This window comes from Nocardia mangyaensis, assembly GCF_001886715.1.
GTDB classification, from domain to species: Bacteria; Actinomycetota; Actinomycetes; order Mycobacteriales; family Mycobacteriaceae; genus Nocardia; species Nocardia mangyaensis.
Window position 1 is genome coordinate 1,983,064 of sequence record NZ_CP018082.1, and the last position, 26,777, is coordinate 2,009,840.

The following is a 26,777-nucleotide window of genomic DNA, read 5'->3' on the forward strand; positions in this document are numbered from 1 at the left end:
CCCCTCAGTATCGCCGGGCCGAGTGGTACGGGGTGGTGTTGATCGGCGAGACAGCGACCGGCACACCGAAGGTGGAGGCGTGCACCATCATTCCGTTGCCCGCGTAGATCCCGACGTGGGAGATGTCGGGATAGAACAGCACCACGTCGCCGGGCTGCAGATCGCCCTTGGCCACCGGCGTGCCGTATCCCGCCTGCGCGGAACTGGTGCGCGGGACGTTCTTGCCGACCTGTTTGAAAGCCCACTGCACCAGACCGGAGCAGTCGAACTTGTCGGGGCCGGTGGCGCCCCAGACATACGGATCGCCGACTCGGGTCAGGGCGGCGGCCAGCGCGCTGGTGCCGCTGCCGGGGACCAAACCGGCCAGCAGGCTGTCGCGGTCGAAGCCGGGTGGGAAGGGCGAACCGGCCAGCGTCGACTTGTCGCGGGCCGAGAGCGCGCCCCACGCCTCGACGACCTGGGTGGTCGCGACACCGAGATCCTGGAGCTTGCGATCGACATCGGCGCGCACGGCGTCGGCGGCCGCGGTCGCGGCGCGCGCCGCGTCGGCGGCGGCGCGGGTGACCGATTCCGCGGCGGTGGCGGCATCGGCGGCCTGCTTGAACTGGCGGACTGTGTCGGCGGTCTGCTGGGAGAGCACGTCGAGGGTCGACATCTTGTCCAGCAGCTGCTGCGGTGAACCGCTCGACAGCACGGCGAACATGCTGTTGGTGCGCACGCCGGTATAGGCGGCCACGGCGGTGCGGTCGATCATCGGCTGGAACCTGCGCACCTCGGCGCGGGCGGCGTCGGCGACCGCGGTGCTCGCGGCCAGCTTGTCGTCGGCCTCGCGTTGCAGGGCCAGCTTGGCGTCGAGATCGGCCCGGGCGGTGAGTGATTGCTGATTGAGCTGCTCGGACTGGCGGGACAGATCGACCATCCGGGCGATGGCGTCGGTCGCGGTGGTCGGCAGGGCGGCCGGGTCGGCGGCGGCGGGACCACCGGTGACGGCGGCGCACATCAGGAATGCGGCGGACAGTGCTGCGACGAAGCCACGCGAAGCGTGCGGATTCCGGTGGTGTGGGGTCACAGTGCCCGGTACCTCGTTCTCTCGTTATCCGCTGGTGCAGCGCCTCTACCTGAGCCCGAGCTCCTCGTCCGCCACAAAGGTCTCGATCAGGTTACGGAACCGCGTGTGTCCGTGTCCAGTAGGGCACGAGAGGGTCACGGTGCGCCCTTCCCCGTGAACGACGCACCGTACCCGACCGGTCAGAAGCGGCGCGCGCCCGCGAACGGCATCGAGGACAGCGGCGCGAGCTGTACCGGGGTACCCGAGGTGGAGGCGTGCACGACGTTGCCGTTACCGGCGTACAGGCCGGAGTGGCCGCCACCGTAGAACGAGATCATGTCGCCGGGCTGCAGGGCGTCGATCGAGACCGGGGCGCCTGCGCCGAGTTGAGCACCGCTGGTGCGCGGCAGCTCCCGGCCGGCCTGCCGGTAGGCCCACTGGACCAGGCCCGAGCAGTCGAAGGCGTCCGGGCCCGCGGCGCCGTAGACGTAGGGGGAGCCGATCTTGCTCAGCGCGGCATCGAGGGCGATGTCGGCGGCGGTGGCGCGCGGCGCGGTGAAAGTCTGCGGTGCGGCCGGGATCTCGATGCCGGGGATGCCCTGCGGCAGCGGGATCTCGTTGGGCACCTCGAAGGTGCCGATCCCGGGGATCGTCACCGGCGTCGCCGACGCGGGTGCGGCCGGGAGGAGGAACGCGCCGATGGTGGCAGCGCCGACGGCTCCGGCGGCAACGGCACGCTGCGCCTGACGCTTGACGGTGTTGGTCGCCATGATGCGGTACTTCCAATCTGCCCCACGACGCCCCGTCCGTATGACGGGGCGGACTCCTCGCGCCGAGCCGTTTCCGGTCCGGCGGACTCCGTGAGGTCTCGAAAAGGTTACGAAGACGTCACGGTGGTTTGTAAAGTCGGACAGGTGACCGCGAGGGCATTCCGGCGATATCGCCGAATGGGGGGTGCGAGCTGGGTCACACGAATCACGAAACGATAACGCCAGGTCACTTCCAGTCCGCTTCGTGGCTGTCGTCCGGCGCGTCGTCGATGGCCACTTGACGGCTTATTAGTCTACCCCTAGGGGTGAACCCCCAGGTCGACTCCGCGCGTCGCGGGTTGAACCGGGCGGTTGTCCAGTCGTGCGCGCGGGCGGCGCGCCGCCCGCTCCGGCGCCCTCCGATCGGTAATCCGGCTTACCCAATGAAATTCGCCGGAGTCATGTGAAATTCGGCAAACTGTGAGCCCGGTCTCCATCGAGTCCGACCAAGGTCATTTTGTTCGCATCGGAACGAAAGTCGCGCGCCGAATTGCCCTCGGCGAGCGTGTCGGACCCCCTCCCTACGCTGCTGGCCGTGTCCGAACCCGTTGCGCTCCCGGCCGCTCGCCAACTGGCCTTCGACGAGCTCGATACCCCGCTCTGCGACACCACTTTCGTCGTCGTCGACCTGGAAACCACCGGGACCAGCCCGGACGGTGACGCGATCACCGAGATCGGCGCGGTGAAGGTGCGCGGGGGAGAAGTACTGGGGGAGTTCGCCACCCTCGTGAACCCGGGATTCGCGATTCCGCCCGCGATCGTGCAGATCACCGGGATCACCACCGCCATGGTCTACGAGGCGCCGCGCATCGAGGCGGTGCTGCCCGGGTTCCTCGAGTTCGCGGCGGGGGCGGTGCTGGTGGCGCACAATGCCCGCTTCGACACCGCCTTCCTCAAAGCCGCCGCCGCGCGCCGCGACATCGCCTGGCCCAATCCCCAGGTGCTGTGCACGGTGAAGCTGGCGCGACGGGTGCTCACCCGGGACGAGGCGCCCTCGGCCCGGCTCGGCGTGCTCGCGGCGGTCCTCGGCGCGGGCACCACGCCGACCCATCGCGCGCTCGACGATGCCCGCGCCACTGTCGACGTGCTGCACGCGCTGATCGGCCGGGTCGGCAATCAGGGTGTGCACAGCCTGACCGAGTTGCTCGACTATCTGCCCGGCGTCACCGGAACCCAGCGCGCCAAGCGCACGTTCGCGACCGATCTGCCCGCCGCACCCGGCGTCTATCTCTTCCGCGGACCGTCGGAGGAAGTCCTCTATATAGGGACGGCGGTGAATCTGCGTCGCCGCGTGCGCAATTACTTCACCGGTTCGGAGACTCGCGGCCGGATGAAAGAGATGGTGGCACTGGCGATTCGGGTCGACCACGTGGTGTGCTCGCACGGTCTGGAGGCCGGGGTCCGCGAGCTGCGACTGCTCGCCGCGCATGCCCCGCCCTACAACCGTCGCTCGAAGTTCCCCCGCAAAGGGTGGTGGCTCACGCTCAGCGACGAGGCCTTCCCCCGGCTCGTCGCGGTGCGGACGCCGACTCGAACAGCATTGGGCCCCTTCTCTTCTCGTGCCCATGCTCTGGATGTTGCCGCTACCGTCGCCGAGTTCGCGGGGTTGCGGACCTGTTCGACCCGGCTCACCCGCGCGGCGAATCACGCCTGTCAGCCCGCGGTCGTCGGTGGCTGCCCCGCGGCGCGCGCGGACCTCGAACTCGACGCGGCGGGTTACGTCCCGGCCGTTCACGCGGTCCGCGATCTGTTCGCCGGCCGCGCCGACACGCTCCTGCGTGCCATGCTCGATCGCATCGAAACCCATTCGGCCGAACAGCATTTCGAAGCTGCCGCCCGCCTGCGCGATCGCACCGCCGCCGTCGTCACGGTGCTGCACCGCACCCAGCGCCTCGCTGCCGTGGCCCGGATCGCCGAACTGATCGTCGCCTCGCCCGATGGTGAACGTGGATGGGAGTTCTCGGTGATCCGCTACGGCCGCCTCGCCGCCGCGGGTACCGCACCCCGCGGCACCCCGCCCATGGCGGTCGTCGACCAGATCGTCGCCGCCGCCGAAACAGTCGTCCCCGATCTCGGTGACGCGGCCACGGCGAAGGCGCTGACGCACCCACCCGCCGCGCCGATGCCGACGGCGTCGTCGACCGTGGGGTGGCCCTCCGCGGGCAGCGCGACGGACGCCGAGACCGACGGCGCTCTGTTCGGCTGTCCGCCGCGCTCCGCGGACGACATCCCACCCCTGCGCGGTGCCTCCCCCGAGGAGGTGGGCGTGGTCGCCCGGTGGCTGGCGATGCCCGGTGCCCGGATCGTGCGCACCAGCGAGGGCTATCGCGAACCGCTGCACGGCGCCGCCCGCTGGGTGGGCTGGGCGAAGCTCGCGCGCACCGCGGCGACGGCGATCAGCCCGGAGGACGAGTACTCGGCGCAGCGGTGAGCCGGTACCTGGCCGAGCGGTGCCCGGTTGCGATCCGGGATCATGGACCACCGACTCCCGCGCGCGTGCGGGTAATAAGGAGAGGGGCATCGGCGGATGTTCGTGAAGGTGTGCGGTCTGACCACCGAGGAACAGATCGACTGGGCGGTCGAGCTCGGGTACTCCGCGATCGGTGTGATGGTCACCCCCAGGAGCAAGCGCTACCGCACCCCCGCGCGGGCCCGCGCCCTCGCCGACTACGCGCGCGGTCGCATCACCACCTTCGTTGTCGCCCTGGAAGCGATGGAGGTCGCCGAGGTGGCCGATGCCTTCGACGTGGTGCAGCTCTATCAGTGGGCCGACCTGCCGAACCTGGCCTTCTGCTCGTCCACCCCGCCCGACCCGGCGCAGCGCAGTCAGTACTTCTTCTACGACGCCAGCGCGGGGTCGGGGATCTTCGAGGAGTTCCCCGACTGGGTCCGCGCGCAGCCGGGCCAGGTCGTGCTGGCCGGTGGCCTCGACGCGGACAATGTCGCCGACGTCATCGCCCGGCACCACCCCTACGGCGTCGACGTGTCGAGTTCGGTCGAGGCGGCGCCGGGGGTGAAGAGCTACGAGGCGATGGCACGGTTCGCGGCGGCCACCGAGTCGAAGTTCTAGGCTGATCCCATGATTACCGCGATCGTGCTGATCCAGGCCGAGAACTCTCGTATCCCCGAGACCGCGCAGGCGCTCGCCGACACCGACGGTGTGGCCGAGGTGTACTCCTGCGCGGGCGATGTGGACCTGATCGCGATCGTGCGGGTCCGCGACCACGAGCGCATCGCCGAGGTGGTCACCGGGGGCATCGACAAGGTGGCGGGCGTCATGCGCACCACCACCCACATCGCGTTCAAATCCTATTCCAGCGCCGATGTGGAAGCCGGATTCTCGCTGGGGGAGTGAGGCCCGCGCTCAGGACTCGTCGAGGACCTGGGTGAGTTCGGCCCAGCTCTGCAGCAGTTTCGCCGCCGCCCCGCTGTCGAGGGCGGCGGCGGCGCGCTCGAGCGCTTGACTCAGCGCCGCGTCCAGATCCAGGTCGACGTCGCCGGACCCGCGCGAGAGGTCGTAGGCCACGATCGCCGCGGCCGAGTTCACCAGCACCGCGTCGCGGACCGGACCGGGCGTCCCGGCGAACACCTCGCGGGCGATCCGGGCATTGACCTCGGCGTCCCCGCCGCGCAGCTCGTCCAGATCGACACGGGGGATGCCCAGCCGCGTCGGATCGAGCACCGTCTGCCGAATCCGCCCACCGCTGACCACCCACACGTCGGTGAGGTCGGAGGTGGTGATCTCGTCGAGCCCGTCGCGCCCGCGCACCACCAGCGCACTCGCGCCTCGCTCGGCGAACACGCCCGCGATGACCGGCGCGAGATCGGCGAACGCGCACCCGATCAGCCCCGACCGCGGCTGCGCGGGGTTGGTCAGCGGGCCGAGCACGTTGAACACGGTCGGGATGCCGATCTCCTTGCGCGCCGGACCGGCGAAGCGCAGCCCCGAGTGGAACAGCGGCGCGAAACAGAAACCGATCCCGGCCTCGCGGACCGACCGCGCCACCGACTCGGGGCCCAGTGCCAGCTTCACACCCAGCGCTTCGAGGACATCGGCGCCGCCGGACTTCGAAGACGCGGCCCGGTTGCCGTGCTTGACCACCGGAACACCGGCCGAGGCCACGACCACCGAGGACATGGTGGAGATGTTCACCGAGCCCGAGCGGTCACCGCCGGTGCCGACGATGTCGACCGCGTCGCCGTCGATCCGGACCAGGCGCGCGTGGCCGAGCATGCCGGCGACCATGCCCGCCAGCTCCGCGGGCGTCGGGCCCTTGATCTTCATGGCGACGCCGAACGCCGCGATCTGGGCGGGGGTGGCGTTGTCGGTGAAGATCTCGTCGACCACCCAGGTGGTGTCGTCCGCGGCCAGGTCGCCACCGTCGGCGAGGGTTCCCAGGACCTGGGGCCAGCTGCGCACGCTCATCTGCTCCGCATCTTTCGTTCGACTCCACCGTGGCCGCGGGATCGCAGCTCGACGGCGTTGGATACGACGTGCACGACGTGATGGTGCGCGCACTACCGAGCAAGCTTAAGGGGCGAGGTGCGGCGGCTGCAGCGCATCCCAGCCGTCGGCGATCCCGTCATGGCGCTGGGCGAGCCCGGCCATCCGCGAGCGTTCCTGCGAACAGCTCAGCGGATCCAGGCGCTGGACCCGCTGCAAGACGACCGGCACCAGCCCGCCCGCGGCGCGGTCGGCGGTGTCTGGGCCTTCGCCCGCGTCGCGAGCGGGCTCGGCCTGGGCGTATCCGTCATATCCCGCGATCTCGCACGCCGCCTCGATCTGCTCGGCGGGCAGACGCAGATGGTGGCGCAAGACCGCGTCGGCATCGCGATCGAGATCGACGGCCCTGTTCAGGGCGGTCGAACCGGCCTCGGCGTCGTCGAAGCTCGACGCCACGACCACCAAGTCGGTCCGCGCCGGGTCGAGGGCCTGCGCCGACCCGCCGAACATCCGCCGCCACATCCGCACCACAACCATGGGGCCTCCTCGTCTCAGCTTATCCACATCCAACGCTGTCACAATGGGTTGTCGCCTGCTCGTCGCCAACACGCCGACGGATGTCGCGGACCCCCTCTGTGCGTGGGTTTTCCGACTCGCGCGACAAACTTTCGTACCCGGGTACAGCTGTCGTACTACGAAGAGTCATACTTACCCCGTGACGACCGCAGTAGGCACCCCAGGATCGGCCATTACTCAGCGTGTGCATTCGCTGAACCGGCCCAACATGGTCAGCGTCGGAACCATCATCTGGCTGTCGAGCGAGCTGATGTTCTTCGCCGGACTCTTCGCCATGTACTTCGTTGCGCGCGCGCAGGCGAACGGGGCTTGGCCCCCGGAGCCGACCGAGCTGAACCTCGCTCTGGCGGTGCCGGTGACGACCGTGCTGATCTTGTCCTCGTTCACCTGCCAGATGGGTGTGTTCGCCGCCGAACGCGGTGATGTGTTCGGCCTGCGGCGCTGGTACACGATCACCTTGATCATGGGTACCTTCTTCGTGCTCGGTCAGGCCTACGAGTACTACCACCTGGCCAACCACGGGACCACGATCGCCGGTAGCTCCTACGGCTCGGTCTTCTACATCACCACCGGCTTCCACGGTCTGCACGTGATCGGCGGTCTGATCGCGTTCGTGTTCCTGCTCATCCGCACCAAGCTGAGCAAGTTCACCCCCGCGCAGGCCACCGCCGCGATCGTGGTGTCCTACTACTGGCACTTCGTCGACATCGTCTGGATCGGGCTGTTCGCCACGATCTACTTCGTCAAGTAGCGCGCTGGCGCACCTAGCATTCGTACAAGTCGGTTCCGTCTACTCCAAAGGGACACAGATGAGTTCATCTCCCCCGTCGGCCCAAGAGCCCGCTGGCCCCGGCAACGGGCAGGCCGCCAAGACGCGTAAGCAGCGTCGCACCCGCCGTCGTCTCGCGGGCGGTCTCGCGTTGCTGATGGGTCTGGTCGGAGCCGGCTTCCTCGCCGCGGCGCTCACGCCGACACCGCAGGTCGCCACCGCGAACCAGGACCAGTCCGCGCTGATCCGCGAGGGCAAGCAGCTCTACGACACCTCCTGCATCACCTGCCACGGTGCCAACCTGCAGGGTGTGCTGGACCGCGGGCCGAGCCTGATCGGTGTCGGCGAGGCCGCCGTCTACTTCCAGGTGTCCACCGGCCGCATGCCGATGGCTCGCAACGAGGCGCAGGCCTGGCGCAAGCCGGAGAAGTTCGACGCGCACCAGACCGACGCGCTCGGCGCCTACGTCGCCGCCAACGGCGGTGGCCCCTCGGTGGTCCGGGACGCCAACGGTGAGATCGCCCAGGAATCGCTGCGCGGCGACGACATCGCCCGCGGCTCGGAGCTGTTCCGCATGAACTGCGCCTCCTGCCACAACTTCACCGGTCGTGGTGGTGCCCTCTCCGGCGGCAAGTTCGCTCCGCCGCTCGAGCCCGCCAACGAGCAGCAGATCTACACCGCGATGTCCACGGGCCCGCAGAACATGCCCAAGTTCTCCGACCGGCAGCTCTCGCCGGAGGAGAAGCGCGACATCGTCGCCTACGTCAAGAACTCCGCCGAAGAGCGGTCGCCCGGCGGCTGGGATCTCGGCGGTTTCGGTCCGGCGACCGAATTCGTGGCGATCTGGGTCATCGGCATCACCGCCACCGTCGGCGCGGCGATGTGGATTGGATCCCGATCATGAGTGGACAGGAGCGAAGCGAGATGGGTCGCGAACCCACCGAAGACGAACTGGACGCGATGTCGCGCGACGAGCTGGTCGAGCTCGGCACCGCGCGCGACGACGTCGAGGTCGTGTACCGCGGCGAGCGGTGGCCGGTCGAAGGTACCCGCGCCGAGAAGCGCGCCGAACGTCAGGTGACGTTCTGGTTCGCCATCTCCGGACTCGCCGCCGTGGCCCTGGTCGGCGTCTTCCTGTTCTGGCCGTGGGAGTGGAAGGGCAACGGCCAGGACGGCCACGGCGCCTACTCGCTGTTCACCCCGCTGATCGGTCTGAGCTTCGGTATCTCGGTGCTGGTCATCGGCGTCGCGATGGTGCTGATCCGCAAGAAGTTCATCCCCGCCGAGATCTCCATCCAGCAGCGTCACGACGGCCCGTCCGAAGAGGTCGAGCGCCGCACCCTGGCAGCCGAGCTGCAGGACGCGCTCGACACCTCCACGCTGGGGCGTCGCAAGATGATGCTCGGCACCGCGGGCGCCGGTGTCGGCGTGCTCGGTGTCGGCGCGCTGCTGGTGTTCGTCGGCGGCATGATCAAGAACCCGTGGGCCAAGGGCGACAAGTCGCCGCTGTGGGTTTCGGGCTGGACCCCGGACTACCCCGGCGAGACCATCTACCTTCGCCGCGACACCGGTCGCCCCGAGGACATCGTGCTGGTGCGCCCCGAGGATCTGGACGCGGGCGCCATGGAGACGGTGTTCCCGTGGAAGGAGAAGTGGCGTGGCGACTCGCACGAGACGCTGCAGTCGCTGCGCGGCATCCGCAACTCCGTCATGCTGATCCGCCTGCGGACCGCCGACGCCGAGAAGGCGATCAAGCGCAAGGGCCAGGAGAGCTTCAACTACGGCGACTACTTCGCCTACTCGAAGATCTGCACCCACCTCGGCTGCCCCACCTCGCTGTTCGAGCAGCAGACCAACCGGATCCTGTGTCCCTGCCACCAGTCGCAGTTCTTGGCGACCGAGTGGGGTAAGCCGATCTTCGGTCCCGCCGCCCGTGCGCTGCCGCAGCTGCCGATCACCGTCAACTCCGAGGGCTTCCTGGTCGCCAACGGCGACTTCATCGAGCCGCTCGGCCCGGCCTTCTGGGAGCGTCGTTCATGAGTGCTGTGGCAAGCCAGGCCAATGAGATGGACGAGCGGTATCGCGCCGCCGCGTTCATGAAGCGGTCGATCAACAAGGTCTTCCCGACCCACTGGTCGTTCCTGCTCGGCGAGATCGCGCTCTACGCGTTCATCATCCTGCTGCTGTCGGGTGTGTACCTGACACTGTTCTTCGACCCGTCGCTGGTCCACGTGGTCTACGACGGCGCCTACCAGCCGCTGCGCGGTGTCGGTATGTCGAGGGCCTACGAGACCACGCTGAACATCTCCTTCGAGGTGCGCGGCGGTCTGTTCGTCCGCCAGGTCCACCACTGGGCGGCGCTGCTGTTCGCGGCGTCGATCATCATCCACCTGTTCCGCATCTTCTTCACCGGCGCGTTCCGCAAGCCGCGTGAGGCGAACTGGGTGATCGGCTCGTTGCTGCTGATCCTGGCCATGTTCGAGGGCTTCTTCGGCTACTCGCTGCCCGACGACCTGCTCTCGGGTACCGGTCTGCGCGCCGCGTTCTCCGGTATCACGATCGGTATCCCGGTCGTCGGTACCTGGATGCACTGGCTGATCTTCAACGGTGATTTCCCCGGCGACATCATCATCCCGCGCCTCTACATCGCGCACGTGCTGTTGCTGCCCGGCATCATCCTGGCGCTGATCGGCGCGCACGTCGCGCTGGTCTGGTACCAGAAGCACACTCAGTTCCCCGGACCGGCCCGCACCGAGCACAACGTCGTCGGCGCGCGCATCATCCCGGTGTTCGCCGCCGACCAGGGCGCGTTCTTCGCGTTCACCCTGGGCATCGTCGGCATCATGGGTGGTGTCCTGCAGATCAACCCGGTGTGGAACCTCGGTCCGTACAACCCCTCACAGGTGTCGGCGGGTTCACAGCCCGACTTCTACATGATGTGGACCGATGGTATGGCGCGCCTGATGCCCGCCTGGGAGCTCTACCTGGGTCGGTACACGATCCCGGCGGCGTTCTGGGTCGCGCTGGTGATGGGCCTGGTGTTCACGCTGCTGATCGCCTACCCATGGATCGAGAAGCGCCTCACCGGTGACACCACCGCGCATCACAACCTGCTGCAGCGTCCGCGCGACGTGCCGGTGCGTACCGCGATCGGCGCCATGGCCATCACGTTCTACGTGATCCTGACCCTGTCGTGCATCAACGACATCATCGCGTTCAAGTTCGACATCTCGCTGAACGCGACGACCTGGATCGGTCGTATCGGCGTGCTGCTCGGCCCGCCGCTGGCGTACTTCATCGCCTACCGGTTCTGCATCGGCCTGCAGCGCAGTGACCGGGCGGTGCTCGAGCACGGCATCGAGACCGGTGTGATCAAGCGACTGCCGCACGGTGAGTACATCGAGGTGCACCAGCCGCTGGGCCCGGTCGACTCGCACGGTCACCCGATCCCGCTGGAGTACCAGGGCGCCCCGGTACCCAAGAAGATGAACAAGCTGGGTTCGGCGGGCAAGCCGGGCACCGGCAGCTTCCTGACGCCCGATCCCAAGTCCGAGGCCGAGGCCTGGGCCGAGGTCGAGGAGAACGAGGAGCATCGGATGCTCGGCGTACTCGCCGAACAGCAGGCGATCGCCAATCGCAGCGAGCCGAACGGTCACTGACCGCGCGTCCCGACGCAGCAAGGCCCCGAGTCGAATTCGACTCGGGGCCTTCGCCTGTCGGTGACCGCTCAGAGGCGGGGAGTACGCCGGTAGGACTCGATGGCCTCGAACTTGGCCAGGTTGTGCCGGGCGTCGGCCAGCGCGTCATGGGCGTCGCCGGGGATCGGCGGCAGGTCGGGGCTGCCGTGCGCGACCCAGTGCTGGCGCAGCTCGTTGGTATAGCGCGGCATGCCCTTGGGCAGCGCGGTCATGTCACCCCACAGTTGGCACAGCGCGACATGGTCGTAGGCGGAGACCCAGGCCCACAGCTCCGGCTGCACGCTGGGCCGCGGCAGGAAGAACTTGAACAGGTCGTCGCGGATCTGCTCCCTGGTGCGATACAGCGACGATCCCGCGGGCGGCAACTTCGGCAGCACGTGCTTGCGGACCCAGGGACCGGCGCGCCCGGCATCGAATTCGGTGGACACCGCGTAGTACTCGCGCCCGTCCTCACAGACGACGCCGATCGAGACCAGGTCGATGGTGACGCCGTCCTCGATGAATTCCGAGTCGTAGAAATATCGCAGGGAGATCGCCTCTTCGTGCAGGTGGGCGGCCGTGCTCGCCCGGGAGGACGGCACCGGCCAGCGGGCCCACAGTGTGTTGGTGGAACCCTATGCGCGCCTCGCGCGCGCGGTGCGCACAGGGTCGCCGGTACGCGACCGGGGCCGGGCGGCACGCCGGATATCCGCCCGTTGCCTCGGGTCCGTATTCTTAGCTGGTGACCTGGACCGTCGACGTACCGATTGACCGCCTGCCGGAACTGCCGCCGCTGCCCACCGAGCTGCGTACCCGGCTCGACGCGGCCCTGGCCCGGCCCGCCCTGCAGCAGCCCTCCTGGGACGCCGACGAGGCCGCGACCATGCGCACCGTGCTCGAGAGCGTACCGCCGATCTGTCTGCCCGCCGAGGTCGAGGACCTCAAGACCCAGCTGGCGCAGGTGGCGCGTGGCGAGGCGTTCCTCATGCAAGGTGGTGACTGCGCGGAGACCTTCGCCGACAACACCGAACCGCACATTCGCGGCAACATCCGCACCCTGCTGCAGATGGCCGTGGTGCTCACCTATGGCGCGAGCATGCCGGTGGTGAAGGTGGCCAGGATCGCGGGCCAGTACGCCAAGCCGCGCTCGTCCGACATCGACGCCCTCGGCCTGAAGTCCTACCGCGGCGACATGATCAACTCCCTCGTCGCCGAGGAGTCGGTGCGCCGCCACGATCCCTCACGCCTGGTCCGTGCCTACGCCAATGCCAGCGCCGCGATGAACCTGGTTCGCGCGCTCACCAGCGCCGGCATGGCCGATCTGCACAAGGTGCACGACTGGAACCGCGATTTCGTGGCCCAGTCGCCCGCGGGCGCCCGCTACGAGGCACTCGCCGAGGAGATCGACCGCGGCCTGCGGTTCATGACGGCCTGCCGGGTCAACGACCCGAGCCTGCAGTCGGCCCGGATCTACGCCTCGCACGAGGCCCTGGTCCTCGACTACGAGCGCGCCATGCTGCGCCTGAGCGAGTCCGAGACCGGCGAGCCTCTGCTCTACGACCTCTCGGCGCACTTCCTGTGGATCGGCGAGCGCACCCGTCAGCTCGACGGCGCGCACATCGCGCTGGCCGAGCTGCTGGCCAACCCGATCGGTCTCAAGATCGGCCCGACCACCACGCCCGAACAGGCCGTGGAGTACGTCGAGCGGCTCGATCCGAACAACGAGCCGGGCCGGTTGACCCTGGTCGCCCGGATGGGCAACGGCAAGGTGCGCGACGTGCTGCCGCCGATCATCGAGAAGGTACAGGCCACCGGCCACCAGGTGATCTGGCAGTGCGACCCCATGCACGGCAACACCCACGAGTCATCCACCGGTTTCAAGACCCGCCACTTCGACCGCATCGTCGACGAGGTGCAGGGTTTCTTCGAGGTCCACCACTCCCTGGGCACCCACCCCGGCGGTATGCACATCGAGTTGACCGGCGAGAACGTCACCGAATGCCTCGGCGGCGCCCAGGACATCTCCGACCTGGACCTCGAGGACCGCTACGAGACGGCCTGCGACCCCCGCCTCAACACCCAGCAGTCCCTGGAACTGTCGTTCCTCGTCGCCGAGATGTTGCGCTGAGTCAGAGCTCCGACAACCCGGCCGCGCACCCGCGACCCCGAGGAGCGGCGGCCACGCAGTGGCCGGTCGCGGCCGGGTCGCCGGTCAGCGCTCGAAGCGCATGCGCCGCAGGCGCGAGTCTCGAGCGCTGACCGGCGACCCCCAGGGGCCGCGACTCGAGCGCGCCAGCGCTCAAACAGACACCAGGTCGTCGATCTGGTTGATCGCGCCGGTCGCGCCTTCGACCACGCCCATGTCGAGCACCTTCTGCAGGCCCTCGGCGCTGTCGTAGATGCCCACGTAGGTGGCGATCGTGTGGCCGTCGCGTTCTTCGAAGGTGTAGGTGTTGGTGGCGACGGGCATCGACTCGACCGGGTTGTAGTTCTCGTCGGCGAAGCCGTCCCGGAACACGAACCCGTTCGGCTCGTCGACGGAGACGATCTCCCAGTACCCGGGGTACTTCTCGCCTTCGGGGCTGGTCATGTAGTAGGTGACCCGGCCACCGGGGGTGAGCGAGTGCTCGACCACGGTCGCGGGGTAGGTGGGCGGGCCCCAGATCTTCTCCAGCTGGCGCGGGTCGGCGTAGACCTGCCAGATCCGCTCGCGCGGGGCCGCGAATTCGGCGGTCAGCGTGAGGGTGCGGGTGTCGAGATCGTGGGTGACGTTGGTGACGGGCATGATTCATACCTCCGGGTGAGGGTTGATCGCTATGAGGTCGTCGATGCGGCCGATCCGGCCGCGCCAGATCTGTTCCAGTTCCGCGAGCATGCCGGCGACCGCGCGGACCGCGGCGACGTCACCACTGGCCAGTTGTTCCCTGCCCTGGCGTCGCTTGGTCAGTAGCCCGGCCCGTTCCAGCACGGCCACGTGCTTCTGGACGGCGGCGAAGCTCATGTCGTAGTTCTCCGCCAGTGCCGACACCGAATGCTCCCCGGCCAGCACCCGGCGCACGATGTCGCGCCGGGTGCGGTCGGCGAGGGCGTGGAACAGGGCGTCTGCCGCGTCCTCGTCGGTGTCGTTCACCCTTCTAATGTACAACCAGGTGGTTGTATGTTGTCAACCCTCGAACGAGAAATCGCATCAGGGGAGGGCGGTGAGGGTGACCGTGCTGCCCGCCTCCACATTGGAGCTGATCCCGGGTACCTGGCCGATCACCAGCGAACTGTTGGAGTCGGTGATCGACTTGACCTCCACCTGCAGGCCCAGCTGCTGCAGCTTGGAGCGGGCATTGCCCACGGACTGGCCCATCACATTGGGCACCTTCACCGCGTTCGACACGATCAGCGTCACGCTGTCACCCGACTGCAGGGTGGCGCCGACCGCCGGATCGGTGCCGATGGCCTTGTCGCCCTCCACGCCCTTGTCGAACTGCACCCTGGTGTCGCGCACGACGAGCCCGGCGCCGGCCAGCGCGGCCGCCGCGTCCTCGGTGCTCATGCCGCGCACATCCGGCACGTTGACCGGCTGCGAGCCCTTACTGCGATACACCTTCACCTGCGCGCCCATCGGCAGGACGGTGCCGGGCGCGGGCTCTACCCTGGCCAGCGAGCCCTTCGGCGCGGTGCTCGGCGCCTCGCCGCTGTCGATCGGCTGCAGGCCGGCGTCACGGATCGCCTGGTTGACCTCGCTGATCTGGTCGCCGGGGTTGATATCGGGCACCCGCGGCTTGCCGTTGGAGATCAGCACCGCGACGGTGGAACTCTTGGTGACCCGCGATCCGGCCGAGGGATCGGTGCCCACCACGCCGCCGACAGGGATCGTGTCGGAGGCCTTCTGCCGTAGCTCGGTCTCGAAACCCGCCTCCTGCAGCACGGCGACCGCGCGCTCGGAATCCATCCCGGCGATCGGGGGCACGGCGGTGTAGCGGCCGACGCCGAGCCACCAGCCGCCGATCCCGACCAGCAGGGTCAGCGCGGTGACGATGCCGACCCACATCAATCCAGTGCGGCGGGAACGATTGTCCTCGGCCACGAACGGATTCGACAGTGGCGCTGGGGAGTGTGAGGACGTGTACTCCTCGGCGCGCGGGCGCGGCGCGGTCACCACCCTGGTGTGCTGCGGTTGCCGGTCCGGCGCCGGAATCGGTGGCGCGAACGCCGGATTCGGGGTGGCGGGGCGCTCGCCGGGATGATGCGCGTCCCCGGTGTGGTAGCTCTCGCTGAGATGCTCGGCCGAATCGCGTGGCGCGGGAACACGATAGGGCGGCAGGTTCAGCGCCATCGCGATCGACTGCAGTTCCGCGGCCATCTGGTGGGCGTCGGCGAAGCGTTGCGCCGGGTCGCGGGAGGTGGCCGTGGCGACCAGTTCGTCGAACTCGGGCGGCACGCCGCCGATGAACTGGCTCGGCGGCGGCACATCGTTCTCGACCCGCTGATAGGCCACCGACAGCGAGTTGTCGCCGGTGAACGGCACCCGGCCGGTGAGCAACTCGAAGATCAGCAAGCCGAAGGAGTACACATCGCTGCGCGCGTCGGCGGTGCCGGTGGTGACCTGTTCGGGCGAGAGGTAGGCGGCGGTGCCGAGGATCACGCTGGCGGAGGTGGTGTTGGCGGCGGCGACGGCGCGCACCAGACCGAAGTCGGCGATTTTCACCTCGCCCGCGTCGGAGATCAGCACATTCTCCGGTTTGACGTCGCGGTGCACCAGGCCCGCGTCGTGGGCGGTACCGATCGCGCGCAGCACCGGCTCGGCCACCGCGCGCACGGCGTGCGGGGGCATCGGTCCGCGTTCACGCAGCAGTTCGCGCAGCGTGCCACCTTCGACCAGTTCCATGATCAGGAACGGGTATTCCCCGTCGATGCCCTGGTCGTACACCGCGACCAGCGAGGGGTGCTTGAGCTTGGCCACCGCGCGCGCCTCGAACTCGAAGCGGGTGAGAAACTGCGGGTCACCGGCGAACTTCGGATCCATCACCTTGATCGCCACCGGGCGGTCGAGACGGGTGTCGGTTCCGCGGAACACCATCGACATTCCGCCGCGGGCGATCGGCGCATCGATGCGATAGCGCCCTTCCAGCATCTGGCCGATCAAGTGCGTCCTCCGGCGTACGACAAACAGGCCACGGTGTGCGGCCCCCACGATCGTAACCGGGCGACCCGTGCAGGCCAGCCACTGCTCGCCGGTACCCACGTATTACCGTTGTGTGGGTGAGTGCCTTCCCCTGCAGCGACGATGTGCTGCCCGACACCGAAACCATCGTCTCGCTTCCCGAGGCCGCCGAAATCCTCGGTGTCCCGGTCACCGCGGTGCACCAACTCCTGCGTGACCATCAGCTCATCGCGATCCGCCGCAACGGCGTCGCGGGCATCCCCTCGCGCTTCTTCGACGACAACGACGAGATCGTCCGCATGCTGCCCGGCCTGATCACGGTGATGCGCGACGGCAAGTACAGCGACGAGGAGATCCTGCGCTGGATCTACACCCCCGACGACTCCCTCCCCGGCCGCCCCGTCGACGCCCTGCACGGCGATCTGGCCCGCGAAGTCGTCCGCCGCGCCGCCGCCGAACCCTTCTGATCTCGGTTCGAAGTCCGGCGCGGCCTCCCGCAACGCGCTGACCGGCACCGCTCGCGATGGCGAGAACGCGGGCCGTTGCGGTCAGCGGCGCCGGGTCGCGGTGGCGAAGCCCTTGGTGGCGACCAGGATTCGGCGGCGGCGGGGGACGCGGGCTCTGGCGGCGAAGACCTGGTATTCGGCGGCTTCGATGCGGTCGAGGATCTCGGCGTAGAGGATGCGGGCGGTGCTGATCGCGGGGCGGACCCGGGGGTCGAGCAGGTCGATGCCGGGGGTGGCGCGGCGGTAGATGTCGCGGTTGATCGCGATCAGGTGGGCCAGGGCGCGGCGCAGGGGTGCGTCGGTGTGGCCGGTGCGGCGGGCTTCGCGCAGGTGCGCTTCGTCGACACCGAATGCGGCCAGTTCCTCGGTGGGCAGGTAGATGCGGTCGCGGTCGAGATCCTCGGCGACATCGCGCAGGAAGTTGGTGAGCTGGAAGGCTTCGCCGAGCGCCGCCGCGGCCGGTTCGGCCTCGGCGACCGGGACGACGGTGCCGAGGACGGGCAGCAGCTGCAGGCCGATGGCGGCAGCGGACCCACGCATGTATTCGCGCAGCTCGGCCATGGTGGCGTAGCGGGTGCGATGGGTGGCGGTGCCGGGGACGTCCATGCGCATGGCGTCGAGGAACGTCCAGAAGTGGTGGTGATCGATCTCGTAGCGGGTGATGGTGTCGACGGCCGCGGCGAGGATCGGCAGGGTGCGTGGGTCGCCGTCGATGACGCCGTGGTCGAGCGCGTCGCGCAGCTGTCGCTCGATCACGTCGAGCTGCCGCACCACCGAAAAGGCGGAGTCGGCAGTGCCATGCGGAGTGCTGCGGTGCCGACCGAGGCCAGTCGGGTGCCCGGCGAGGCCCTGGGCGGGGTCGTTCGCGTGATCGACGATGTCGTCGACCATCCGGGCGAAGGCGTACAGCGCGTGCACGGCCTGGCGGCGTGGCGCGGACAGCAGCGTGGCCGCCAGGTAGTAGGTGCGTCCGTGTTCGGCGGTGATCCGGCGACAGCGCGCGTACGCCTCGCTCAGGTTGCCTGGAGCGATGTCGACGTCTCGGCGCCTGCCCCCGTCGAGATGAACGCGATCGCTCATGCCCGGACGGCGGGCGCCGGTTCCCTGAGGTCGGGCTTCGAACTCGCGGAACGCAGGTGCAGCGGGTCGACGGTACGCAGCGACAGCGCAGCCACGATGGCGGCGAAGGTCGCGAGCGCGACGTGCCAGAAGTTGTACAGCCCGATCGAGCCGTCGGGCTGGAACACCAGCATCAACCAGGTGCACAGTCCGACCAGCCACATCAGGGTCGTGGTCGAGAGCGCGAACCCGGCGGCCAGCGCCAACGGCCACGAGTAGTACCAGGGCAGCGCGGCGGGGGAGAGCAGCACGATCGCGACGAAGGCGATGACGATGCCCATCACGGCCTCGCGCTCGCTGTGGCGGAACCGCCACCAGGTCGCCACGAGCAGTACGACCAGCGCGACCTGGCACAGCTTGCGGGTCACCCACAGCACCGAGTCCAAATCGAGCGGGGTCACCCAGGTGACCATGTGCGCGAGGATCGTCGGCAGCGAGAGCCAGTTGATGATCTTGTTCGAGCCCTGCAGCGCGGTGACCCAGCCGAAGCCGACTCCCGCGATCACCGATGCCGCGCCGAACACCGCCACGAACACACCGAAGCCGATCCCGGCGATCTTGGCGAACACGAACAGTGGATGCGGCATGTCCGCCGAGGGCCGGGCAGCATCGGGATGCTTGCGGTCGTCGAGTTCATTGGTGACACCGCGTTTGGCGGCGCGGCGTTCCTTCTCGTGCAGAATCCAGATCCACACCAGGAACGGCAGCGCGACGCCCGCGGTCGCCTTGATCGCGACGCCGATGGCGACCACGACGATGCCCGCCACGTGATGGCGTTCCAAGACGAGCGCGATGCCCGCGCACATGAGCCCGACCATCAGCAGCTCGTTGTGCACGCCGCCGATGAGATGGATCAGCACCAGCGGGTTGAGCACCGCGAGCCACAGCGCGACCGTCGGCTTGCCGCCGAGGTGCTTGGTCAGATACGGCACCGCCCACATCATCAGGGCCAAGCCGGGCAGCATCACGAAGCGCAGGGCGATGGTGCCCGCGATGATGTTGTCGCCGGTGATCATGGTGACGGCGCGGCCGATGAGCAGGAACATCGGACCGTAGGGCGCGGTGGTGGTGGTCCAGACCGAGCTCACGTTGTCCAGCAGCGTGCCGGGATTGGCGACCGGTCCCACCTGGTAGGGGTCGAAGCCGTCGCGTAGCAGCGCGCCCTGGGCGAGGTAGGAGTACACGTCGCGGCTGAACATGGGCGCCGCGAAAAGCAGGGGGGTGGTCCAGATGGCGACGATCGCGCGGAGCTCGTTCAGGGTGACCTGCGAGCCGTTCTTGCCGATGGTGGTGCGCCCGAGGCGGACCCACGCGGTGATCATCAGCAGGACGCCGATCCAGATGGTGATCGTCGAGAGCGCGTAGCCGTGGCCGAAGCGCAGCCACGACAGGTGCAGCGCCTCCAGTAGCGGGTCGTGCTTGCGGACCGCACCGGCGCCGAAGCCGCCGACGGTGATCATGATCGCGCCGAAGAAGCCCAGCACGGCCGCGTGGCCCTCGGGGCTGCGGGCGAAGTCGCTCGCGATCCGTAGCCGTGACCGGACGCCGGGATCGGACCCGGAGGGCATGTGGCGCTGCGGCTCGAGGGTGCGCGTGGTGTCCATGGGGCCTACGGTCGTCTCGGGGGGCGGCATTGTCGGTCGGTCCCCCCGGATGGTCGGCGGTCGCAACCGCGAGCTGATAAGTCGGCCGTCAGTTTACGGCTTCACGTTGGAACACTAACCCGGTGGTCGGTCCGGCTGCGCGTCCGGTCGCCGGTGATTCGCGCAGCCGCCAGCTTGCCCGACAGCAGCGTGGTGGGCACACCCACCCCCGGAGTCGTGCCGCAACCTGCGAGAACGACGTTGTCCATGCCCCTTGGCAGATTGCGTGACCGGAACGGCCCGGTCTGCCGGAACAGATGCGCCACCGAGAACGGTGTGCCCGCGATCATGCCCTGGGCGGCCCAGGTGGCCGGTGTGTCGAGGTGATCGACCGTGAAGTGCTCAGTGATTCCGGTGTATCCGCGCTGCTCGAGCACGGTGAGCAGCTCGTTGAGGTAAGCCGGTCCGAGTCGGTCCCAGTCGAGTGGGGCGGCGGTCAGATTGGGGCACGGTGCGAGTACCGAGAACGGTTCGAAGCGGCCCTGCGCCCGGTCGACGAACTGGCCGGGGTCGGTGAGCGCGGGCCGGGTCAGCAGCAGCGACGGGTCGCTCATCAAACGCCCGCGACCCGGCCGCGCGGCGATCTCGGCGAAGGTCTGCGCCCAGGCTGCCCCGAAATCGATGGTGTGATGCGCCTGCACGGGCCACCGTGCGGCGATCGCGGCGGGGATGGTGCCGTGCGCGACGACAGCCGACGGTGAGGCTCGCAGCCCGCGCCGTGCGCGCAGGCCGAACCGGGGGAGCGAACCCAGGTCGGCGGTGAGGACCACGGCATCGCACGGGAAGTCGCGCCCGTCGGTGGTGCGGACCGCTTCCGCACGCCGGCCGCGCACCCTGGCATCGGCCTCGCGGCTCGGGTTCGCGTCGGTGCGGTCAGGCGTGCGCTGGACTCCGCGCGAATAGACGATCCGGTCGACCTCGGCGCCGAGCACGAGCTGTCCGCCGGCCGCCGTGAACGCCTCCGCCAGCGCGGTGGTGATCGCCCGCATTCCCCCCTCGGGGAAATAGACGCCCTGGCAGGTGTCCATGTTCGGGATCGCGCCGTAGAGCGCCAGCGCCCGGTCCGGCGCCATCCCCGCGTACAGGGCCTGGAAGGTGAAAAGCCTGGTCAGCCGCTCGTCGCCCACATAGGACCGGACGCGCGGCCCGAGCCTGCCGAACCCGCCGAGCCGGGCCAGCGCGGTCAGCGCGGTGCGCGAGCGCCGGGTGCGCACCATGTCGAGCGGTGAATCGAAATTGGCGTCCATGAAGTCGTCGAACTCGGCCGCGTAGATCCGGTCGAGCCAGTCACGCAGCCGCCGATAGCCGCGAGCCTCGGCCGGTCCGCAGGCCCGGTCGACCTCGGCGGCCATGGTGTCGGCGTCGTCGAAGACGCGGATGTCGGAGCCGTCGGCGAAGCGCGCGTGATAGGCGGGCGCGAGGCGGTGGATGCGCAGCGAGACGTCGTCGCGGGTCCGGCCGACGGCGGCGAGCGCCTCATCGATCAGTTCCGGCATCGTGAGCACCGTGGCGCCGCTGTCGATGTCGTAGTCGTCGAACCGGTAGCGACCCACCCGGCCGCCGGGATGATCGGCGCGTTCGAGCACGGTCACCTCGCGACCCGCGCCGCGCAGATGCAGCGCGGCCGCGAGTCCGGCGAGCCCGGCCCCGATCACGACGACATGGTTCGTCTGTCCCACAACACTTCTCATGATGTCCTCAGGCAGCTCGACGGGTAGCGGCCAAGGCCATGGCCTGCAACAGCTGTTTGGCGACCGGCGTGGCGGTGCTCGTGGCGACCGCGGCGAGGCCGGTGTCGGTGAGCTCGGTGATCCGCCGCTCCACCTCGGCCACCGCGCCGAGGTCGGTGAGCAGCGCGCGCAGCCGGTCGACGGCCTCGTCGTCGAGCTCGGTGCCGAGTCCGGTGCGCAGCGCCTCGGCCGCCGCCGGGTCGGCCCGGCGCAGGGCCTCGGCGATCAGCACGGTGCGCTTGCCCTCGCGCAGGTCGTCGCCGGAGGGCTTGCCGGTGACGGCCGGGTCGCCGAATACGCCGAGCAGGTCGTCGCGGAGCTGGAAGGCGATACCCACGTCGGTGCCGTAGGTCCGCAGGGCCGCCACCAGCGCGTCGTCGGCGCCGGCCAGCGCCGCGCCCAGATGCAGCGGGCGTTCGATCGTGTAGGCGGCGGTTTTGTACCGGTTGATCCGCAGGGCCGCCTCGACCGATTCGTCACCCCCGGCCTCTCCGTTGATGTCGAGCAGCTGACCGCCGAGCACCTCGGTGCGCATCCGCGCCCACACCCGCGCGAACCTGGCGTGCGCGTCGGGCGCGAGTCCGGCCTCGTTGACCAGGTCGTCGGCCCAGGCCAGCGCCAGATCGCCGATCAGGATGGCGACCGCCGACCCGTAGGCGGCACCGTCACCGGGCCAGCCCGCCGCGCCGTGGCGATCCTCGAAGTCGACGTGCACGGTCGGGAACCCGCGCCGGGTCCGCGAGGAATCGATGATGTCGTCGTGCACCAGCGCGCAGGCCTGCACGAGTTCGAGCGCCGAACAGGCGGTGAGCACGGCCGCCGCGTCGGGTCCGGCCGGATCGCCACCGGCGCCCACCCAGCCGGTCCACGCGAATCCCGGCCTGGTCCGCTTCCCCCCGCGCAGGACGAACTGCTCGAGCGCCTCGGCCGCGTCGATGAACACCGGCCCGAGCGGGTCCACGATCTCACGGCGCGTGGCGAAGAACGCGGCGAGCACGCCCTCCACGGCGCCGGCGAAGGCCGGGGTGCCGGGGGTGAGCGTGGTGACCTCGACCGAGGCCGGTGGCCCGATGCGGGGCCGCGACAGTGGGGTACCGATTCCGGCGGACAGGGCGGCCTCCAGGGTGGGCGAAGTGGACGAACGGGGTGCACCGGTCGCACTCGGCGGTGCGGTCACCGGCCTTCCGTCGCAGGATACGCGGGCCGGTCGCCGGCGAAGTCTCCGCACGTGGCCGGTGCGACCGACCCCACATCCGTGGCGTCGACGGCCGGTGCTCCGCAGGAAGGCGGCGTCAGGGTGTTCGAGTGCACCACTACACTGGACCGGTGGATTTCGACAACGGACGGGGACGCTCGACCCCTGATCGCCCCGCCTCGGCCCGGCAGATCGTCTCGCGCACCCCGTCGGTGGTGCAGAGTCTGCGCACCCATTCCGGCAGTGGCGTGCCGTTCTCGGTCGAATTCAATCCGCCCCGCGACGCGGCCGGCGAGGCCAGATTGTGGCGCGCGGTGCGCCAGTTCGAACGGATGCATCCCGCCTTCGTCTCGATGACCTACGGTGCGGGCGGATCCACCAGCGACCGCACCGTCCGGATCACCGGCGAACTCGCCACCGAGACCACCTTGCTCCCGGTCGCCCACCTCACCGCGGTCGGCCACAGCATCGCCGAACTGCGTTCCCTGGTCGGCTCCTACGCCGACTCCGGGATCCGTAACCTGCTGGTCCTGCGCGGCGACCCGCCGGGCGACCCCCTCGGCGAGTGGCACAAGCACCCCAGCGGCGTCGAATACGCCGAGGAACTGGTCCGCATCGTCCGCGACCTCGGCGATTTCCACGTCGGCGTGGCCTCGTTCCCCCAGGGCCACCACCGCTCACCCGACCTCGACCACGACACCCTCCACCTCGCCGCGAAACTGCGTGCGGGCGCGGAGTATTCGATCACCCAGATGTTCTTCGACGTCGAGCACTACCTGCGCCTGCGGGATCGCGTCGTCGCCATGGACCCGATCGAGGGCGCCAAGCCGATCATCCCCGAACTCATGCCCATCACCTCCCTGCGCACCGTCCAGCGCGCCGAGGAACTCTGCGGGCGCACCCTGCCGAAATCGGTGATGACCCGGCTGGAGAAGGCCGCGGGCACCGCCCCGGAAGAAGACCGCGCGGCAGTCCGTGCCGAAGGCATCCAGATCGCCACCGAGATGGCCCAGCGCCTCATCGACGAGGGCGCTCCCTGCCTGCACTTCATCACCCTCAACTTCGCCAAGGCCACCAGCGAAGTCCTCACCAACCTCGGTTACGGCGTCACCGCCGCCCCCATCAGCGCGTAATCAGATCGCGGTCGCTTCGGCCACCGGATTCGGTGACGTCCGCGTCGAGGCTTTCCCTGTGCGGTCACTCCGGGTGAGACGCGGTCGAGCGGGCCGAACATGTCGGCCCGCCACGCCGTGTTCATCGCCCGGATCCGCGAATCCCCGGAGTACCGTCGGCCTTCTGAGTGTCGATGATGAGGAGTTGCGCCGTGATCGTGTCGCGTCGTTCCACCGCACTGACCTCGCTGACGGCCTGCGCCGCCGCGCTGGTGCTGGCCGTGCCGCCCGCCGCCGCGGAGCCCGCCGCCGCGGCGACGACACCCGCTGTCACCAGGGACTCGCCGGCCACCCCCACCGCCGGGCCCGGCGACCTGCTCGCCGCCTACCACACCGTGGTCGAGACGCTGAAGGCGCTGGGCATCGAGCCGTTCCTGTACCCCACAGCCGCGCTGAACTGCTCCGGTGACGGACTCGGCATCGTCCCCGCCGTCGCGGGCGCGGTGCCCGGTCCGTGGCCGACCAACACCCTGCCGATCGCCGGTCTCGACCTCACCGCGGTGAAATCAGGGCAGACCCTGTTCACCTTCCTGCCCTACGGACTCGCGCCCGACACCCCCGCCACCGAGACGGCGGGTATGCAGGTGGCCTGGCTCAACCTCAGCAGCGGCCGCGGCGGGATGGCCTCGATGGGCCCGATCGCCGACATCGTCGGCGCCATGGTCCCGCCCGAGGTCCCCGTGGAACTGCGCCCGCTCGCCGAGGCCGCCATCCGCGACTTCCTCTTCGCCGCCATCCCGGTCGGCGGTGTCCGCGCGGTTCCCGTCGACACCGGTCGCGGCACCGTCCTCGCCGCCGTCTTCGGCACCGCCGACAACGCGGGCCGCTCCTGCTTCTTCTTCCCGACCATCGGCATCACCGAGGTCCCCTGACTCCCGCGAGTCGGTCAGGTGATCACCGGGTTCAGGTGAGCATCGGCCGAGAAGCGCCGCCACCGGTGCCGGGTGATCGATGATCCGGTCGAGCGTGGGGGAGTACGGGCACCCCGCTACGGCGAATGCGCGAGTCAGGCGTGTTTGGCGCTGCGGCGGTCGGGGGTGACCAGGGGGCGTTGCTTCCAGCGGAGCCGGCCCGTGCGGTAGCGGTGGTGGGAGCGTGCCCAGAGGGCGAGGTAGTGGCCGACGCCGACGGGGTGGGCCAGGGCCGAGGCGAGGTCGGCGTGGGTCGGCCGGTGGCGGGTCTCGGTGGCGCGGGCGAGCAGTCGGCTGGTGACAGCCGCGAGGTAGCCGAGCAGACCGGCGCGGCGGGTGCGCCCGCGACCGAGCACCGCGGCCAGTGGGGGAATCCAGTAGGCGAGGGCGACGAACAGGCCGACGGCCGCGCCGGTGTCGAGGCGGCCGCCATAAGCCGACCACAGCCAGCGGGTGTAGCCGTCGGTGAGTTCCGTGGCACCGGTGTACATCCGGGTGCGGGCCGCGTGACTCGCGGTGACCAGCGCGGTGCGGTGACCGGCCCGGCGTACGGCCCTGGCCAGGTCGAGATCCTCGGTGGCGCTGGCCGCGACCGCGCCGTGCCCACCGGCGGCGCGGTAGGCCTCGGCGTCGACGGCGAGGAACTGCCCACACGCCACCGCGGTGGACGGGCGCAGGCTGTGATTGGCCGGGCCCAGCGGCAGGGTCGAGGCCCACGACCAGGCCAGCAGCGGTTGGACCAGGGATTCGGTGACCGAGCCCGTCACCTGCACCGGCCACGCTGACACCATCCCGGCCTCGCGTTTGCGCAGTTCGGTGACGGCCGCGGCGACCGCCTGCGGGGTCAGCCGCACATCGGCATCGATGAAAACCAGTGCCGCGTCGTCGGTTCGGGCGGCCAGTCGGGCACAGGCCGCGGCCTTGCCGGTCCAGCCGGGGGCCGGGTGGGCGGCCGAGCGCAGCACGGTGAAGCGGTCGTCGCCGCCGATCGCGGCCAGGGCGGCCTCGTAGGTGCCGTCGGTGGAGGCGTCGTCGAGGATCAGCACACGCAGGCGCGGCACCCCGGTCTGGGCGCGCAGGTCGGCGATGAGGTCGGGCAGCCGGTCGGCTTCGTCGCGGGCGGGGACGCACACGGTGACCGGTTCGATCACGCCGGACACCTGACGCGGCAGGGTGCGCAGGGTGGCCAGGTTGTAGGCGGCGGTGGCCGCGCCGAGCGCGGCCAGACCGGTGCCCGCCCAGGTCAGGTAGCGCCCGGCCGCACGCATGTCAGCGGCCCAGCCTGCGACTGGTGATCTCGCGCCACATCTCCGAGGGGGAGAACCCGCCGCGCGGCGCGTTCGGCGGACCGGGATTGCGGTCTCGGAAGGCCATACCGGCGACCAGTGCGGCCACCGCCAGGGTGATCCCGCCGACGATGCCCGCCCAGCCCGCGAACGAGCGGGTGTTCGGGTCGGCGTACTTGACCTGGGCGCGCAGGGTCGAGGTCTCTCCGGCGGGCAGCTTCCACAGCACGGTGTTGTCACCCTCGCGGGTGCCGTTGGTGGTGGCGACGCGGGCCGGGAACGCGATGGAGAACTGCACGTCGGACCCGTTGGGCGGCACCGACTCCAGGTCGACGCGCCCGGTCAGGCTCACCAGATCGCCCGAACGCTGGAACTCGAGGGTGAACATGCCCTGGGTCTGGTCCGACAGGCTGCCGAGCTGGCCGACCTCACCGAAGGACAGATCGTCGAAGAACACCTGGGTGCCCAGGTAGCCGTCCTGGTTGTACTCCTCGATCCGCACCTTGGCCGCCAGCTGGCCGGGCGCCGTCAGTTGTGGGCCCTTGTCCTCGGGACCGGTCGGCACCACGGCGGCCACGATCCGCCCCGACACCCGATCGTTGGACGACACGCCCATCGATACCTGTACCCGCAGACACCCGGTCAGCGCGGGAACCAGCAGCGCCAACACCACGACGACGGCCGCGACCCGCCGCCCGGGCGCGCGGCGACGCGAGGAGGGACAGGGCATGTCGGCG

Annotated in this window: 25 protein-coding genes; 11 read left to right on the forward strand and 14 right to left on the reverse strand. The window is 69.7% G+C overall.

Annotated elements, in window-relative coordinates; genetic code table 11:
- Positions 1 to 4: 4 nt before the first annotated feature.
- Both BOX37_RS08980 and BOX37_RS08985 read right to left on the reverse strand, forming a co-directional pair.
- Positions 5 to 1,069, reverse strand: coding sequence for an NlpC/P60 family protein (locus BOX37_RS08980; RefSeq protein WP_156910342.1), 1,065 nt, complete (start codon positions 1,067 to 1,069; stop codon positions 5 to 7).
- Between the two features lie 179 nt (positions 1,070 to 1,248).
- Positions 1,249 to 1,818, reverse strand: coding sequence for a C40 family peptidase (locus BOX37_RS08985; RefSeq protein WP_071927250.1), 570 nt, complete (start codon positions 1,816 to 1,818; stop codon positions 1,249 to 1,251).
- Between the two features lie 574 nt (positions 1,819 to 2,392).
- Here BOX37_RS08985 and BOX37_RS08990 point away from each other — a divergent pair.
- The 3 genes from BOX37_RS08990 to BOX37_RS09000 all read left to right on the forward strand — a co-directional run bounded on the left by BOX37_RS08990 (position 2,393) and on the right by BOX37_RS09000 (position 5,212).
- Positions 2,393 to 4,288: a DEDD exonuclease domain-containing protein gene (locus BOX37_RS08990; RefSeq protein WP_071931305.1), complete on the forward strand. Its 1,896-nt coding sequence runs from the start codon at positions 2,393 to 2,395 to the stop codon at positions 4,286 to 4,288.
- A gap of 96 nt (positions 4,289 to 4,384) precedes the next feature.
- Positions 4,385 to 4,927 carry a phosphoribosylanthranilate isomerase gene (locus tag BOX37_RS08995; protein ID WP_071927251.1) on the forward strand — a complete coding sequence of 181 codons (543 nt, stop codon included), beginning with the start codon at positions 4,385 to 4,387 and terminating at the stop codon, positions 4,925 to 4,927.
- Between the two features lie 9 nt (positions 4,928 to 4,936).
- Positions 4,937 to 5,212 (forward strand): Lrp/AsnC family transcriptional regulator, encoded by a 276-nt coding sequence (locus BOX37_RS09000; protein ID WP_071927252.1) that lies wholly within the window; start codon positions 4,937 to 4,939, stop codon positions 5,210 to 5,212.
- A gap of 9 nt (positions 5,213 to 5,221) precedes the next feature.
- Here the strand turns inward: BOX37_RS09000 and trpD are convergent, their stop codons facing one another.
- Both trpD and BOX37_RS09010 read right to left on the reverse strand, forming a co-directional pair.
- A complete protein-coding gene (trpD, locus tag BOX37_RS09005) occupies positions 5,222 to 6,283 on the reverse strand; it encodes an anthranilate phosphoribosyltransferase (RefSeq protein ID WP_071927253.1) in 1,062 nt (353 codons plus the stop codon).
- Positions 6,284 to 6,388: 105 nt separating this feature from the next.
- Positions 6,389 to 6,838: a hypothetical protein gene (locus tag BOX37_RS09010; protein WP_071927254.1), complete on the reverse strand. Its 450-nt coding sequence runs from the start codon at positions 6,836 to 6,838 to the stop codon at positions 6,389 to 6,391.
- A gap of 178 nt (positions 6,839 to 7,016) precedes the next feature.
- On the opposite strand from BOX37_RS09010, the gene ctaE reads away from it, so the two are divergent.
- The 4 genes from ctaE to qcrB are packed head-to-tail and all read left to right on the forward strand — an operon-like array spanning position 7,017 to position 11,305.
- Positions 7,017 to 7,628, forward strand: a complete 612-nt coding sequence (gene ctaE / locus BOX37_RS09015) for an aa3-type cytochrome oxidase subunit III (RefSeq protein ID WP_071927255.1) — start codon at positions 7,017 to 7,019, stop codon at positions 7,626 to 7,628.
- Between the two features lie 58 nt (positions 7,629 to 7,686).
- A complete protein-coding gene (gene qcrC, locus BOX37_RS09020; RefSeq protein WP_071927256.1) occupies positions 7,687 to 8,550 on the forward strand; it encodes a cytochrome bc1 complex diheme cytochrome c subunit in 864 nt (287 codons plus the stop codon).
- Positions 8,547 to 9,686 carry a cytochrome bc1 complex Rieske iron-sulfur subunit gene (gene qcrA, locus BOX37_RS09025; protein ID WP_071931306.1) on the forward strand — a complete coding sequence of 380 codons (1,140 nt, stop codon included), beginning with the start codon at positions 8,547 to 8,549 and terminating at the stop codon, positions 9,684 to 9,686. The genes qcrC and qcrA overlap by 4 nt, the downstream gene beginning before the upstream one ends.
- Positions 9,683 to 11,305: a cytochrome bc1 complex cytochrome b subunit gene (gene qcrB / locus BOX37_RS09030; RefSeq protein WP_071927257.1), complete on the forward strand. Its 1,623-nt coding sequence runs from the start codon at positions 9,683 to 9,685 to the stop codon at positions 11,303 to 11,305. The genes qcrA and qcrB overlap by 4 nt, the downstream gene beginning before the upstream one ends.
- Before the next feature lie 68 nt (positions 11,306 to 11,373).
- Here the strand turns inward: qcrB and BOX37_RS09035 are convergent, their stop codons facing one another.
- A complete protein-coding gene (locus BOX37_RS09035; RefSeq protein WP_071931307.1) occupies positions 11,374 to 11,871 on the reverse strand; it encodes a polyadenylate-specific 3'-exoribonuclease AS in 498 nt (165 codons plus the stop codon).
- A gap of 194 nt (positions 11,872 to 12,065) precedes the next feature.
- Here BOX37_RS09035 and BOX37_RS09040 point away from each other — a divergent pair, with 194 nt between their 5' ends.
- On the forward strand, positions 12,066 to 13,451 hold the full coding sequence (locus tag BOX37_RS09040; protein ID WP_071927258.1) for a class II 3-deoxy-7-phosphoheptulonate synthase: 1,386 nt from the start codon (positions 12,066 to 12,068) through the stop codon (positions 13,449 to 13,451).
- A gap of 171 nt (positions 13,452 to 13,622) precedes the next feature.
- On the opposite strand, the gene BOX37_RS09045 is transcribed toward BOX37_RS09040, so the two are convergent.
- The 3 genes from BOX37_RS09045 to pknB are packed head-to-tail and all read right to left on the reverse strand — an operon-like array spanning position 13,623 to position 16,448.
- Positions 13,623 to 14,108, reverse strand: coding sequence for an SRPBCC family protein (locus BOX37_RS09045; RefSeq protein WP_071927259.1), 486 nt, complete (start codon positions 14,106 to 14,108; stop codon positions 13,623 to 13,625).
- Positions 14,109 to 14,111: 3 nt separating this feature from the next.
- Positions 14,112 to 14,453: an ArsR/SmtB family transcription factor gene (locus BOX37_RS09050; RefSeq protein WP_071927260.1), complete on the reverse strand. Its 342-nt coding sequence runs from the start codon at positions 14,451 to 14,453 to the stop codon at positions 14,112 to 14,114.
- A gap of 57 nt (positions 14,454 to 14,510) precedes the next feature.
- The gene (gene pknB / locus BOX37_RS09055) at positions 14,511 to 16,448 is read right to left on the reverse strand and encodes a Stk1 family PASTA domain-containing Ser/Thr kinase (protein ID WP_071931308.1); all 1,938 of its coding nucleotides are present in this window, start codon (positions 16,446 to 16,448) and stop codon (positions 14,511 to 14,513) included.
- A gap of 128 nt (positions 16,449 to 16,576) precedes the next feature.
- Here pknB and BOX37_RS09060 point away from each other — a divergent pair, with 128 nt between their 5' ends.
- The gene (locus BOX37_RS09060) at positions 16,577 to 16,945 is read left to right on the forward strand and encodes an Rv2175c family DNA-binding protein (protein WP_071931309.1); all 369 of its coding nucleotides are present in this window, start codon (positions 16,577 to 16,579) and stop codon (positions 16,943 to 16,945) included.
- Between the two features lie 81 nt (positions 16,946 to 17,026).
- Here BOX37_RS09060 and BOX37_RS09065 read toward each other — a convergent pair whose 3' ends face one another.
- The 4 genes from BOX37_RS09065 to BOX37_RS09080 all read right to left on the reverse strand — a co-directional run bounded on the left by BOX37_RS09065 (position 17,027) and on the right by BOX37_RS09080 (position 22,599).
- The gene (locus BOX37_RS09065; protein ID WP_084759504.1) at positions 17,027 to 18,064 is read right to left on the reverse strand and encodes a phytoene/squalene synthase family protein; all 1,038 of its coding nucleotides are present in this window, start codon (positions 18,062 to 18,064) and stop codon (positions 17,027 to 17,029) included.
- Positions 18,061 to 19,671, reverse strand: a complete 1,611-nt coding sequence (locus BOX37_RS09070; RefSeq protein WP_071931311.1) for an alpha-(1->6)-mannopyranosyltransferase A — start codon at positions 19,669 to 19,671, stop codon at positions 18,061 to 18,063. Before BOX37_RS09070 ends, BOX37_RS09065 begins: the two co-directional genes overlap by 4 nt.
- A 137-nt stretch (positions 19,672 to 19,808) precedes the next feature.
- Positions 19,809 to 21,437, reverse strand: a complete 1,629-nt coding sequence (gene crtI / locus BOX37_RS09075) for a phytoene desaturase family protein (RefSeq protein ID WP_071927261.1) — start codon at positions 21,435 to 21,437, stop codon at positions 19,809 to 19,811.
- A gap of 7 nt (positions 21,438 to 21,444) precedes the next feature.
- Entirely contained in the window at positions 21,445 to 22,599 is a 1,155-nt protein-coding gene (locus BOX37_RS09080; protein WP_071931312.1) for a polyprenyl synthetase family protein, read from the reverse strand.
- A gap of 263 nt (positions 22,600 to 22,862) precedes the next feature.
- Here BOX37_RS09080 and BOX37_RS09085 point away from each other — a divergent pair, with 263 nt between their 5' ends.
- Together BOX37_RS09085 and BOX37_RS09090 are read left to right on the forward strand one after the other, a co-directional pair.
- The gene (locus BOX37_RS09085) at positions 22,863 to 23,804 is read left to right on the forward strand and encodes a methylenetetrahydrofolate reductase (protein WP_156910715.1); all 942 of its coding nucleotides are present in this window, start codon (positions 22,863 to 22,865) and stop codon (positions 23,802 to 23,804) included.
- 191 nt (positions 23,805 to 23,995) lie between these two features.
- On the forward strand, positions 23,996 to 24,715 hold the full coding sequence (locus tag BOX37_RS09090; protein ID WP_240505280.1) for a hypothetical protein: 720 nt from the start codon (positions 23,996 to 23,998) through the stop codon (positions 24,713 to 24,715).
- A gap of 134 nt (positions 24,716 to 24,849) precedes the next feature.
- On the opposite strand, the gene BOX37_RS09095 is transcribed toward BOX37_RS09090, so the two are convergent.
- On the reverse strand, positions 24,850 to 26,022 hold the full coding sequence (locus tag BOX37_RS09095) for a glycosyltransferase family 2 protein (protein WP_071927262.1): 1,173 nt from the start codon (positions 26,020 to 26,022) through the stop codon (positions 24,850 to 24,852).
- Between the two features lies 1 nt (position 26,023).
- Positions 26,024 to 26,770: an LppM family (lipo)protein gene (locus tag BOX37_RS09100; RefSeq protein ID WP_084760750.1), complete on the reverse strand. Its 747-nt coding sequence runs from the start codon at positions 26,768 to 26,770 to the stop codon at positions 26,024 to 26,026.
- Between the last annotated feature and the right edge of the window lie 7 nt (positions 26,771 to 26,777).

Bases quoted from the DNA above. Each gene is read 5' to 3' on its own strand.
- BOX37_RS09045 (WP_071927259.1), bottom strand. From the start codon at position 14,108: ATGCCCGTCACCAACGTCACCCACGATCTCGACACCCGCACCCTCACG.
- BOX37_RS09010 (WP_071927254.1), bottom strand. From the start codon at position 6,838: ATGGTTGTGGTGCGGATGTGGCGGCGGATGTTCGGCGGGTCGGCGCAG.
- BOX37_RS08985 (WP_071927250.1), bottom strand. From the start codon at position 1,818: ATGGCGACCAACACCGTCAAGCGTCAGGCGCAGCGTGCCGTTGCCGCC.
- BOX37_RS09065 (WP_084759504.1), bottom strand. From the start codon at position 18,064: ATGAGCGATCGCGTTCATCTCGACGGGGGCAGGCGCCGAGACGTCGAC.
- BOX37_RS09000 (WP_071927252.1), top strand. From the start codon at position 4,937: ATGATTACCGCGATCGTGCTGATCCAGGCCGAGAACTCTCGTATCCCC.
- qcrB (WP_071927257.1), top strand. From the start codon at position 9,683: ATGAGTGCTGTGGCAAGCCAGGCCAATGAGATGGACGAGCGGTATCGC.
- BOX37_RS08995 (WP_071927251.1), top strand. From the start codon at position 4,385: ATGTTCGTGAAGGTGTGCGGTCTGACCACCGAGGAACAGATCGACTGG.
- trpD (WP_071927253.1), bottom strand. From the start codon at position 6,283: ATGAGCGTGCGCAGCTGGCCCCAGGTCCTGGGAACCCTCGCCGACGGT.
- qcrA (WP_071931306.1), top strand. From the start codon at position 8,547: ATGAGTGGACAGGAGCGAAGCGAGATGGGTCGCGAACCCACCGAAGAC.
- BOX37_RS09070 (WP_071931311.1), bottom strand. From the start codon at position 19,671: ATGCCCTCCGGGTCCGATCCCGGCGTCCGGTCACGGCTACGGATCGCG.
- pknB (WP_071931308.1), bottom strand. From the start codon at position 16,448: ATGCTGGAAGGGCGCTATCGCATCGATGCGCCGATCGCCCGCGGCGGA.
- BOX37_RS09095 (WP_071927262.1), bottom strand. From the start codon at position 26,022: ATGCGTGCGGCCGGGCGCTACCTGACCTGGGCGGGCACCGGTCTGGCC.
- crtI (WP_071927261.1), bottom strand. From the start codon at position 21,437: ATGAGAAGTGTTGTGGGACAGACGAACCATGTCGTCGTGATCGGGGCC.
- qcrC (WP_071927256.1), top strand. From the start codon at position 7,687: ATGAGTTCATCTCCCCCGTCGGCCCAAGAGCCCGCTGGCCCCGGCAAC.
- BOX37_RS09100 (WP_084760750.1), bottom strand. From the start codon at position 26,770: ATGCCCTGTCCCTCCTCGCGTCGCCGCGCGCCCGGGCGGCGGGTCGCG.